This window comes from Pseudomonas sp. 14P_8.1_Bac3 (genome assembly GCF_025466085.1).
GTDB lineage: Bacteria > Pseudomonadota > Gammaproteobacteria > Pseudomonadales > Pseudomonadaceae > Aquipseudomonas.
In genome coordinates this window covers 67,765-79,114 of sequence record NZ_JANLOD010000002.1, presented here as the reverse complement: position 1 = coordinate 79,114, position 11,350 = coordinate 67,765, and the positions used below count along the sequence as shown (strand labels likewise).

The following is an 11,350-nucleotide window of genomic DNA, read 5'->3' as shown; positions in this document are numbered from 1 at the left end:
TTTAAATGTAAGGACGCCTTCGCGAGCAAGCTCGCTCCCACATTGGATCTGCGTGGTCTGGGCAAAATCCTGCAACTGCGGATAGAACAACCTGAAATCCTCGCTCAACGGCTCATACAACACCCGCAATTCCTGCATGGCCGCCGCCAGTTCGTCCGGCTGCGTCAGCCTCCGCGAAATCCCCCGCAGTACCTGCTCCAGCACCTCGAACTCCCGGTAGGAGCCCAACCAGTCATTCGCCACCATGTGCGGCGCGATTCTCGCCAGGCGCTCTGGCAACTGCGGTTCATTGGACAGCACCCGGTACACATCCGAGGTGAACAGCTCCAGCGGCCGGTCGGCGTACTGCGCCCAGTCGCGGGCCAGGCAGTGGTCGAAAAACACGTCGAGCACGATCCCGGCGTATCGCCGGCGGGTCAGGGAAAACCGTGACAGCGCTGCATCCACCAACGGATGGCGGTCGGTGTACACGTCGATGCGGCGATGCAACTGGATGGCCGCTTCGATCTCCGGGTCGAACTGCCCTTGCAGCCGTCCCTTGACGAAATCGCCATAGAGACTGCCGAGCCATTGACCGGGACGCTGGCCACCGAGGTGAAGATGTGCGAGATAGTTCATGCCGCGCAGCTTAGCACTGCCGCTCAAATATCGTTATAACCCGATATACCGATTCATGCGGTCATCAGACCAAAATCATATTGGTGTATCGCGAAGTAACGATTTAAAGTTCGCCTCATCGCGATATAGCGTTTTACTCATCACGAGCCCAATCCCATGACCATCGACCTCGACGAAATAATAAAAGCCCTGGCACACCCAGTACGCCGAGACATCCTCACCTGGCTGAAAGACCCGAAGGTCCAGTTCCCGGAACAGCTCCACAACCACGAGCACGGCATTTGTGCCGGACAGATCGATCAACGCTGCGGCCTGTCGCAGTCGACCGTGTCCGCTCATTTGGCGAACCTGCAACGGGCGGGCCTGATCAGTAGCCAGAAAGCCGGTCAATGGCACTTCTTCAAACGCAACGAGGACGTCATCCAGGCGTTCCTCGACGCCATCGTCAAAGAGCTCAGCACTCCGACAAGGACTTAACCCAATGCCCCTCTCGCTACTCATCCTGGCCTTGAGCGCCTTCGCTATCGGCACCACCGAGTTCGTCATCATGGGCCTGCTGCCCGATGTGGCGGCTGACCTCGGCGTGTCGATCCCCGGCGCCGGCTGGCTGGTCACCGGTTACGCCCTGGGCGTGGCCATCGGTGCACCGTTCATGGCGCTGGCTACCGCGAAATTGCCGCGCAAGGCTGCACTGGTGGCGCTGATGGGCATTTTCATCCTCGGCAATCTGCTGTGCGCTCTGGCCAGCGATTACAACGTCCTGATGTTCGCCCGGGTGGTGACCGCCCTGTGCCACGGTGCCTTCTTCGGTATCGGTTCGGTGGTGGCGGCCAATCTGGTGCCGGCCAATAAGCGTGCCTCGGCCGTGGCCCTGATGTTCACCGGCCTGACCCTGGCCAACGTCCTCGGCGTGCCGCTGGGCACCGCGCTCGGTCAACAAGCTGGCTGGCGTTCGACTTTCTGGGCCGTGACCGTGATCGGCGTGATTGCCTTGATCGGCCTGATTCGCTTCCTGCCGGCCAAGCGCGATGAAGAAAAACTCGACATGCGCGCCGAACTGCGAGCGCTGAAAGGTGCCGGCATCTGGCTGTCGCTGAGCATGACAGCGCTGTTCGCGGCCTCGGTCTTCACCCTGTTCACCTACGTCGCGCCGTTGCTGGGCGAAGTCACCGGCGTCTCGCCACGGGGCGTGACCTGGACCCTGATGCTCATCGGCCTGGGCCTCACCGTCGGCAACATCATCGGCGGCAAGCTGGCGGACAAAGGCCTGGCGGCGACGCTGATCGGCGTGTTCATCACCATGGCCGTGGTATCGACCGTGTTGACCTGGACCAGCGTCGCGCTGATCCCAACCGAAATCACCCTGTTCCTCTGGGCCACCGCGTGTTTCGCCGCCGTGCCCGCCCTGCAAGTCAACGTGGTCACTTACGGCAAGGCCGCGCCGAACCTGGTCTCGACCCTGAACATCGGCGCGTTCAACGTCGGCAACGCACTGGGTGCCTGGGTTGGTGGCAGCGTCATCGCCCACGGCTTTGGCCTGACCAGCGTGCCCCTTGCCGCCGCTGCCCTGGCAGTGCTGGCCCTGCTGGTGACTTTGATTACTTTCCGCCAGAACGGCAACCCCGAACTGGCTCCTGCGACTAACTGATACCTCACGAGGGCTATTGAATGACGACTATTTTCGATCCGATCAAACTGGGCGACGTTGAGTTGGCCAACCGCATCATCATGGCGCCACTGACCCGCTGCCGCGCCGACGAAGGCCGTGTACCGAACGCGCTGATGGCCGAGTATTACGTGCAGCGCGCCACCGCCGGCCTGATCCTCAGCGAGGCCACCTCGGTCACGCCGATGGGCGTTGGCTACCCGGACACCCCGGGTATCTGGTCCAACGATCAAGTGCGTGGCTGGGCCAACGTGACCAAAGCGGTCCATGGCGCGGGCGGCAAGATCTTCCTGCAACTGTGGCACGTCGGCCGTGTGTCGCACGAGTCGTACCTGAACGGCGAAGCACCGGTTGCACCGAGCGCCATCCAGCCAAAAGGTCACGTCAGCCTGGTTCGCCCATTGGCCGACTACCCGACCCCTCGCGCATTGGAAACCGCTGAAATCGCCGACATCATCGACGCCTATCGCACCGGTGCCGAGAACGCCAAGGCAGCCGGTTTTGACGGCGTGGAAATCCACGGCGCGAACGGTTACCTGCTCGACCAGTTCCTGCAAAGCAGCACCAACCAGCGTACCGACCACTACGGCGGCTCCCTGGAAAACCGTGCGCGCCTGCTGCTGGAAGTGACTGACGCCGCGATCGAAGTCTGGGGCGCCGGCCGCGTGGGTGTGCACCTGGCACCGCGCGCCGACTCCCATGACATGGGCGACGACAACCTGGCCGAGACCTTCACCTACGTCGCTCGCGAGCTGGGCAAACGTGGCATCGCGTTCATCTGCTCCCGTGAGAAAGAAGGCGCCGACAGCCTTGGTCCAACCCTCAAGGAAGCCTTTGGCGGGCCGTACATCGCCAACGAACGCTTCACCAAGGACAGTGCCAACGCCTGGCTGGCCAGCGGCAAGGCCGATGCGGTCGCTTTCGGTGTGCCATTCATTGCCAACCCGGATCTGCCGGCACGCCTGAAGGCCGACGCGCCGCTGAACGAGGCGCGCCCGGAACTGTTTTATGCCAAGGGCCCGGTAGGTTACATCGACTATCCAGTGATGTAAGCGTCGCGCTTAAATAAAGAAGCCCCGACTCGAAAGAGCCGGGGCTTTTTATTGCCTGTAAATTATCAACTTAACTACAAGCATCGAAAATTGATGAAACATCAAACACCTTTTAATTAAAACCAGTGACCTGCTAGTTTAATTAACAACTGCCATCAACAGAAAAATCGATTATGCAATGGGCGATCTGCTGTTGCCGGCACACGCATGAACATCACAATTTTATTCACTCTTCAACGATACAACGCTAGCAGGCAAGGCCCTGCTCGCGCCAGGTGATCCACTTCAAATAAAACAAAAGAGAATCATTATGAGCTCAGACCGGAAACAATCATTTACCGCAACACTGGGCACCGACGCCAGTCCATTGCACTTCCTGAATAAGTTACATGCCAAACGGGCCATCGTAACTTCATCACTGTCTAGCGGTGGCTTCTTTACCGGCCGCCGTCAGAGCAGAGATGACTCGCACTTTCTGGGGTTACGCCAATCGATACCCATTGATGCTGTTGAGCGTTTAAGTCTTTACTTCAGATACACCGGTGAATTCTACCGACTCTATATTCGGACGCCGGGCGCTTATTATGGAAAGTGCTTGAGCGTGGCGGATGACGGCTTGTTGGGGGCATTCCCACCCGAGGGCTCCACCAAGTTCAGCCTGATTAACAAACAAGGGGTCGCCATGACCCTTGATCATCTAACAAGTGACTGGGCCACCCTCTACCTGCAAGCTCGTGACTCTGGGCTGCTGCACGCACATCGAGTGCAGGATTCGCCGTTTATCTATATCGCCGACAAAGGGGCGCAACCCCTGTCTTTCAACTTGCGGATCGCACAACGAAACGCGCCCTACCTCAGCAACCCTGACGAGATCTGATTACCTCTTGGGTGATCAGGACAGCACAGTAACCCTGTAGGAGCCAGCTTGCTGGCGATGGACGTCAACGATAGCGCGTATTGTCTGAATGAACGCGGCGCCCTTGCGTCTATCGCCAGCAAGCTGGCTCCTACAGGTGTGGCGACCATGAGCAGCGCTTTTTCCTACAGGCCTTTTCGTGCGTATTCACAGTGGAGAAACAAAATCCCTACAAAATACGTCGTCCATTACCTATCAACCTGGCGAGCAGACGTATATAAAAGCACCCCATTGCACCTTTTGTTTCATTTGCGCAGGCTGGGGCTCAGGCGGAGCATGTCCAGCCCTGTATCGGCCCAACGCTCGGCGTCGGTGTGCAGTTGAAAACTGTCTGGGGCCAATAGCCATTGGTACAGAATGCCGTCGATGAAGGCATGCAGGCTGATGGCCGCCCGAGCCGTGTCGAGATCGTCCGGCAACTGCCCGCGATTCACCGCATTACGCAAGGCCAGGCCGATGCGCACATTGCAATCGAGGCTGACCTCCCGGCGCTGCTGGCGCAGATCGCACATTTCATCGGTGAATTCGCACTTATGAAACAAAATCTCATTGATGCGTCGGGTTTTCGGGTCCAGTGCCACTTGATGAAACAAATGAACCAGCAACTTGCGCATGCAGCCCAGTGGATCGGGTTCGTCTGCGCTTTCACTGGCCTTGGCCATTTCGTCCAGCGGCTCATGCAACGTATCGAGCATGGCCTGTACCAAATCCGCCTTGTTACTAAAATGCCAATAGATGGCCCCGCGCGTCACGCCGGCCAGGGTCGCGATGTCCGCCAGGGTGGTGCGCGCCACGCCACGCTCATAAAAGGCTTTCTCGGCCGCTTCGAGTATCTGGCTACGGGTTTCCTGGGCTTCCTCTTTGGTACGACGGACCATGGCAGTACAACCTCAATCAGGGTGCCTCAGCGATGCCTGAACATGCGCTGAATAAAAGTGGGGCGAACACTCTCGGGTGTCGTCCCCGGCCTACAATCTCACTCTTCGAAACGGCTTTTGTAACGGTGTGGGTACGCAGCCAAGGTATTTACAAACAGCCATGAACGTAAGTATATTCCTTAGCAAGCTACTTATCTACTCAGCGCACATTTTTTACCCTTACACATTTCTTGTGCGCAATTTGCGCGCCTGACCCGAGGATTTTCATGCAATTCAAGCCAGCTGTTACCGCTCTGGTCACCGCCGTCGCCCTTGCATCGCTGCTCAGCGGATGTAAAAAGGAAGAAGCGGCACCGCCCGCTCCACCGCCTCAGGTCGGCGTCGTCACCCTGCAACCGCAAGCCTTTACCCTGACGTCCGAGCTGCCGGGTCGCACCAGCGCCTACCGCATCGCCGAAGTTCGTCCTCAGGTCAACGGCATCATTCTCAAGCGTCTGTTTAAGGAAGGCGGCGACGTCAAGGCCGGCCAGCAGCTGTACCAGATCGATCCGGCGGTGTATGAAGCCACGCTGAAAAGCGCCGAGGCCAACCTGCAACAGACCAAATCGATTTCTGATCGGTACAAGCAACTGGTCAACGAACAGGCCGTCAGCCGTCAGGAATACGACACCGCCCAGGCTAATCGCCTGCAATCGGAAGCCGCCCTGCAAAGCGCGCAGATCAATGTGCGCTACACCAAGGTCTACGCCCCGCTCAGCGGTCGCATCGGCCGCTCCAGCGTGACCGAAGGCGCACTGGTCACCAGTGGCCAGGCCGATGCCATGGCCGTGATCCAGCAACTCGACCCGATCTACGTCGACGTCACCCAGTCTTCCGTGGAGCTGCTGGAGCTGCGCCGCGAACTGGAAAGCGGTCGCCTGCAAAAAGCCGGCGACAACTCGGCCGCAGTCAAGCTGACCCTGGAAGATGGCAGCCAATACAAGCTCGACGGCAAGCTCGAGTTCTCCGAAGTCTCGGTTGACCAGACCACCGGCTCCGTCACCCTGCGTGCGGTGTTCCCGAACCCGGATCACACCTTGCTGCCCGGCATGTTCGTGCACGCCCAGTTGCAAGCCGGTGTGAATGCGGCGGCGATCCTCGCCCCGCAACAAGGCGTGACCCGCGACCTCAAAGGCACCCCGACCGCGCTGGTCGTCGGCCCGGATAACAAGGTCGAACTGCGCCAGCTCAAGGCCAGTCGCACCGTCGGCAACCAGTGGCTGATCGATGACGGCCTGAAGGCTGGCGATCGCCTGATCACGGAAGGGCTGCAATTCGTCAAACCTGGCATTGAAGTCAAGGCCACCGAGGCGACAAACGTTGGCACAAAGAACCCGGCCCCCGCACAGGCAGCTGACAAGGCTTCCAGCGGCAAAGGGGAGTAAACCATGTCGAAATTTTTTATCGACCGTCCGATTTTCGCCTGGGTAATTGCCCTGGTGATCATGCTGGTCGGGGCTTTATCGATCCTCAAATTGCCGATCAACCAATACCCGAGCATTGCGCCTCCGGCCATTGCGATCCAGGTGACCTACCCAGGCGCGTCCGCACAAACCGTGCAGGACACCGTGGTGCAGGTCATCGAGCAACAACTCAACGGTATCGACAACCTGCGTTATGTGTCCTCGGAAAGTAACTCCGACGGCAGCATGACCATCACCGCGACCTTCGAGCAAGGCACCAACTCCGACACCGCGCAGGTTCAGGTGCAGAACAAGCTGAACCTGGCCACCCCGCTGCTGCCGCAAGAAGTGCAGCAACAGGGGATTCGCGTGACCAAGGCAGTGAAAAACTTCCTCCTGGTGATCGGCGTGGTGTCCCGTGACGGCAGCATGACCAAGGACGACCTGTCCAACTACATCGTGTCGAACATGCAGGACCCGATCTCGCGGACCGCCGGTGTCGGTGACTTCCAGGTCTTCGGTTCCCAGTACGCGATGCGGGTCTGGCTCGACCCGGCCAAGCTGAACAACTTCAGCCTGACCCCGGTTGACGTCAAGGCGGCCATCGCCGCGCAGAACATCCAGGTGTCGTCCGGCCAACTGGGCGGCCTGCCCGCTGCACCTGGCCAGCAACTGAACGCCACCATCATCGGCAAGACCCGTCTGCAGACCGCCGAGCAGTTCAACAAGATCCTGCTCAAGGTCAACAAGGACGGTTCGCAGGTTCGCCTGTCCGATGTCGCCGATGTCGGCCTGGGCGGTGAAAACTACAGCATCAACGCGCAGTTCAACGGCGCGCCTGCGTCCGGTCTGGCGGTGAAACTGGCCAACGGTGCCAACGCCCTCGACACCGCGAAAGCGCTGCGCAACACCATCAACACGCTCAAGCCGTTCTTCCCGCAAGGCATGGAAGTGGTGTTCCCGTACGACACCACCCCGGTGGTGACCGAGTCGATCAAGGGCGTGGTTGAAACCCTGGTCGAAGCGATCGTGCTGGTGTTCCTGGTGATGTTCCTGTTCCTGCAGAACTTCCGCGCCACCGTCATCACCACGATGACCGTGCCGGTGGTATTGCTCGGTACGTTCGGGATCCTCGCGGCATTCGGGTTCAGCATCAACACCCTGACCATGTTTGGTATGGTGTTGGCCATCGGTTTGCTGGTGGACGATGCCATCGTCGTGGTGGAAAACGTCGAGCGGGTCATGAGTGAGGAAGGCCTGTCACCCAAGGAGGCCACCAAGAAATCCATGGGGCAAATCCAGGGTGCACTGGTCGGTATCGCCTTGGTGCTGTCGGCGGTACTGCTGCCGATGGCGTTCTTCAGCGGCTCCACCGGTGTGATCTACAAGCAGTTCTCGATCACCATCGTGTCGGCCATGGCGCTGTCGGTGATGGTTGCCCTGATCTTCACCCCAGCACTCTGCGCCACCATGCTCAAGGCGATTCCGAAAGGCGAGCACGGCACCCCGAAACGCGGCTTCTTCGGCTGGTTCAACCGCAGCTTCGACCGTGGCGTCAAAAGCTACGAGCGTGGCGTCGGCAACATGCTGACGACCAAGGCCCCGTACCTGCTGGCCTACGTCATCATCGTCGTCGGCATGATCTGGCTGTTCACCCGCATCCCGACGGCGTTCCTGCCGGAAGAAGACCAGGGCGTTTTGTTTGCCCAGGTGCAGACACCGGCCGGTTCCAGCGCCCAGCGCACTCAGGTGGTGATCGACGAGATGCGTTCCTACCTGCTGGACAAGGAATCCAGCGCGGTGGCCTCGGTGTTTACCGTGAACGGCTTCAACTTCGCCGGTCGCGGCCAAAGCTCCGGCCTGGCGTTCATCATGCTCAAGCCGTGGGGCGAGCGGGATGCGGAAAACAGCGTGTTCAAACTCGCCGCCCGCGCCCAGCAGCACTTCTTCAGCTTCCGCGATGCGATGGTGTTCGCCTTCGCCCCGCCGGCGGTATTGGAGTTGGGTAACGCCACCGGTTTCGACGTGTTCCTGCAGGACCGTGCCGGTATCGGTCACGACAAGTTGATGGAAGCCCGCAACCAGTTCCTCGGCATGGCGGCGCAAAGCAAAGTGCTGTACCAAGTGCGTCCAAACGGTCTGAACGACGAGCCGCAATATCAGCTGGAAATCGACGACGAGAAGGCCAGCGCACTGGGCCTGACCCTCAGCGACATCAACAGCACTCTGTCGATTGCCTTGGGCAGTAGCTACGTCAACGACTTCATCGACCGTGGTCGGGTGAAGAAAGTGTACGTACAAGGCCAGCCCGGCTCGCGCATGAGCCCCGAAGACATCAAGAAATGGTACGTGCGTAACTCGCAAGGAACCATGGTGCCGTTCTCCGCGTTCGCCAAGGGCGAGTGGATCTACGGTGCGCCGAAGTTGTCCCGTTACAACGGCGTAGAGGCGATGGAAATCCTCGGTGCTCCGGCGCCAGGCTATTCCACCGGTGAAGCCATGGCCGAAGTCGAAGCCCTGGCGAAGAAACTGCCGGCGGGTGTCGGGATTTCCTGGACCGGTCTGTCGTACGAAGAACGGCTGTCGGGTTCTCAGGCGCCGGCGCTGTACGCGTTGTCGCTGCTGATGGTGTTCCTGTGCCTGGCGGCGCTGTACGAGAGCTGGTCGATTCCGATCGCGGTGATGCTGGTGGTGCCTTTGGGGATCATCGGTGCGCTGTTGGCCACCAGTCTGCGGGGCCTGTCCAACGACGTTTACTTCCAGGTGGGCCTGTTGACAACCATCGGTCTGGCGGCGAAAAACGCCATTCTGATCGTGGAATTCGCCAAGGAACTGCATGAACAAGGGCGCAGCCTGCGCGATGCGGCGATCGAAGCCTGCCGGATGCGTCTGCGACCGATCATCATGACCTCCCTGGCCTTCGTCCTCGGTGTCGTACCATTGGCCATTTCCACGGGCGCCGGTTCGGGCAGCCAACATGCGATCGGTACGGGCGTTATTGGCGGTATGATCACCGCCACGGTCCTGGCGATCTTCTGGGTACCACTGTTCTTCGTCACCGTGTCGTCCATTGGCAAGCGTAAAAATGCCGATGAGGACGACACTCTCGAACCTTCTAAAGAGGCTGGCCAATGAGCAAGTCGCTACTCTCCATCGCGGTCGCTGCCTTCGTCCTGAGCGGCTGCTCGCTGATACCCGATTATCAGCAGCCGGCAGCACCGGTGGCGGCGCAATACCCGCAGGGCCCGGCGTACTCGCCGGCCCAGGCGCCTAACCAGGCTGCCGCCGAACAGGGCTGGAAGCAGTTTTTCCATGACCCGGCCTTGCAGCAACTGATCCAGGTCGCCCTGGAAAACAACCGTGACCTGCGTGTCGCAGCGCTGAACATCGACGCGTTCGCCGCGCAGTACCGCATTCAGCGTGCGGACCTGTTTCCGGCGGTGTCCGCCAATGCCACCGGCAGCCGCCAGCGGGTTCCGGCGCGGGCCTCGCAGACCGGCGAAGCGGGTATCACCAGTTCCTATTCCGCCACCGTCGGCATCAGCGCCTATGAACTCGACCTGTTCGGTCGGGTGCGCAGCCTGAGCGAAGAAGCCCTGCAACAATACTTCGCCACCGAAGAAGGCCGGCGCAGCACGCAAATCAGTCTGGTGGCCAATGTGGCAAACGCCTACATGACCTGGCAGGCGGACAAAGAGCTGCGCAAACTGACCCAGGACACCCTCGGCGCCTTCGAGGAAAGCTACAAGCTCACCTCGCGCAGCAACGAAGTGGGCGTCGCCTCGGCGCTGGACCTGGCACAGTCGCGCACCTCGGTGGAAAACGCCCGGGCGCAACTGGCCCGTTACACGCGCCAGGTTGCCCAGGATGAAAACAGCCTGGTGCTGCTGCTCGGCACCGGTATCCCGGCCAATCTGCAGGAGGCGAAGCCGCTGTCTGACGATCTGCTGAGCGACGTTCCGCCCGGCCTGCCGTCGGACTTGCTGCAACGTCGTCCGGACATCCTTCAGGCCGAATACAACCTGAAAGCGGCGAACGCCAACATCGGCGCGGCACGGGCAGCGTTCTTCCCGAGCATCAGCCTGACCGCCAACGCCGGCTCCCTGAGCCCGGACCTGTCCGGCCTGTTCAAAGGGGGTTCGGGCACCTGGTTGTTCCAGCCGCAGATCAACCTGCCGATCTTCAACGCCGGCAGCCTGCGCGCCAGCCTGGATTACTCGAAAATCCAGAAAGACATCGGCGTGGCGAACTACGAGAAGTCCATTCAAACGGCCTTCCAGGAAGTCGCCGACGGCCTGGCCGCACGCCAGACCTACACAGAGCAGTTGCAGGCGCAGCGTGATTTCGTCACCGCCAACCAGGACTACTACCGTCTGGCCGAGCGTCGTTATCGCATTGGCGTCGACAGCAACCTGACCTTCCTCGATGCCCAGCGCCAGCTGTTCAGCGCGCAACAGGCGTTGATCACCGACCGGTTGGCGCAGCTGACCAGTGCGGTGAATCTGTACAAGGCATTGGGCGGTGGCTGGAATGAGCAGACCGCGAAAATCGAGCCGCTGAAAGAAGAAGCACCGAAGATGCGCTTGTTCTGATTTTTGGCGCTACACAAAAAGCCCACCGTTTGGTGGGCTTTTTGTTGGCGGCGGGAAAGTGCCAGCGTCAGTTCCGACGATGAGGTCAGCCCGGACACCTCAAAACTCACGATCAATATCGGTTCGATAACCGCCCAAAACCTACTTCCGCAGATTGAACCATCCAGTACATTCGCAGCACCATCG

9 protein-coding genes are annotated in these 11,350 nt (G+C 60.0%); 7 read left to right on the top strand and 2 right to left on the bottom strand.

Annotated elements, in window-relative coordinates; translation table 11 throughout:
- On the bottom strand, positions 1-618 hold a 618-nt coding region (locus NTD84_RS00690; protein WP_262162735.1), incomplete at its 3' end, for an ACP phosphodiesterase.
- A 156-nt stretch (positions 619-774) separates the two neighbouring features.
- Between NTD84_RS00690 and NTD84_RS00685 the strand changes: the two genes are divergently transcribed.
- The 4 genes from NTD84_RS00685 to NTD84_RS00670 all read left to right on the top strand — a co-directional run bounded on the left by NTD84_RS00685 (position 775) and on the right by NTD84_RS00670 (position 4,213).
- On the top strand, positions 775-1,095 hold the full coding sequence (locus NTD84_RS00685; RefSeq protein ID WP_262162732.1) for an ArsR/SmtB family transcription factor: 321 nt from the start codon (positions 775-777) through the stop codon (positions 1,093-1,095).
- Between the two features lie 4 nt (positions 1,096-1,099).
- The gene (locus tag NTD84_RS00680) at positions 1,100-2,266 is read left to right on the top strand and encodes an MFS transporter (protein ID WP_262162730.1); all 1,167 of its coding nucleotides are present in this window, start codon (positions 1,100-1,102) and stop codon (positions 2,264-2,266) included.
- Between the two features lie 20 nt (positions 2,267-2,286).
- Complete coding sequence (locus NTD84_RS00675) at positions 2,287-3,336, top strand: alkene reductase (RefSeq protein ID WP_262162728.1); 1,050 nt, start codon at positions 2,287-2,289, stop codon at positions 3,334-3,336.
- Between the two features lie 310 nt (positions 3,337-3,646).
- Positions 3,647-4,213 carry a hypothetical protein gene (locus NTD84_RS00670; protein ID WP_262162726.1) on the top strand — a complete coding sequence of 189 codons (567 nt, stop codon included), beginning with the start codon at positions 3,647-3,649 and terminating at the stop codon, positions 4,211-4,213.
- Positions 4,214-4,497: 284 nt separating this feature from the next.
- On the opposite strand, the gene emhR is transcribed toward NTD84_RS00670, so the two are convergent.
- The gene (emhR, locus tag NTD84_RS00665) at positions 4,498-5,130 is read right to left on the bottom strand and encodes an efflux system transcriptional repressor EmhR (RefSeq protein ID WP_262162724.1); all 633 of its coding nucleotides are present in this window, start codon (positions 5,128-5,130) and stop codon (positions 4,498-4,500) included.
- Positions 5,131-5,396: 266 nt separating this feature from the next.
- On the opposite strand from emhR, the gene emhA reads away from it, so the two are divergent.
- Genes emhA through emhC form a run of 3 tightly spaced genes read left to right on the top strand, consistent with a single transcriptional unit; the run spans position 5,397 to position 11,164 of the window.
- Entirely contained in the window at positions 5,397-6,554 is a 1,158-nt protein-coding gene (gene emhA, locus NTD84_RS00660; protein ID WP_262162722.1) for an efflux RND transporter periplasmic adaptor subunit EmhA, read from the top strand.
- Positions 6,555-6,557: 3 nt separating this feature from the next.
- Positions 6,558-9,707: an efflux RND transporter permease subunit EmhB gene (gene emhB, locus NTD84_RS00655; protein ID WP_262162720.1), complete on the top strand. Its 3,150-nt coding sequence runs from the start codon at positions 6,558-6,560 to the stop codon at positions 9,705-9,707.
- A complete protein-coding gene (gene emhC, locus NTD84_RS00650; protein WP_262162719.1) occupies positions 9,704-11,164 on the top strand; it encodes an efflux RND transporter outer membrane subunit EmhC in 1,461 nt (486 codons plus the stop codon). Before emhB ends, emhC begins: the two co-directional genes overlap by 4 nt.
- Positions 11,165-11,350 lie beyond the last annotated feature (186 nt).

Coding starts and splice junctions, on each gene's coding strand:
- NTD84_RS00685 (WP_262162732.1), top strand. CDS start 775: ATGACCATCGACCTCGACGAAATAATAAAAGCCCTGGCACACCCAGTA.
- NTD84_RS00680 (WP_262162730.1), top strand. CDS start 1,100: ATGCCCCTCTCGCTACTCATCCTGGCCTTGAGCGCCTTCGCTATCGGC.
- NTD84_RS00675 (WP_262162728.1), top strand. CDS start 2,287: ATGACGACTATTTTCGATCCGATCAAACTGGGCGACGTTGAGTTGGCC.
- NTD84_RS00670 (WP_262162726.1), top strand. CDS start 3,647: ATGAGCTCAGACCGGAAACAATCATTTACCGCAACACTGGGCACCGAC.
- emhR (WP_262162724.1), bottom strand. CDS start 5,130: ATGGTCCGTCGTACCAAAGAGGAAGCCCAGGAAACCCGTAGCCAGATA.
- emhA (WP_262162722.1), top strand. CDS start 5,397: ATGCAATTCAAGCCAGCTGTTACCGCTCTGGTCACCGCCGTCGCCCTT.
- emhB (WP_262162720.1), top strand. CDS start 6,558: ATGTCGAAATTTTTTATCGACCGTCCGATTTTCGCCTGGGTAATTGCC.
- emhC (WP_262162719.1), top strand. CDS start 9,704: ATGAGCAAGTCGCTACTCTCCATCGCGGTCGCTGCCTTCGTCCTGAGC.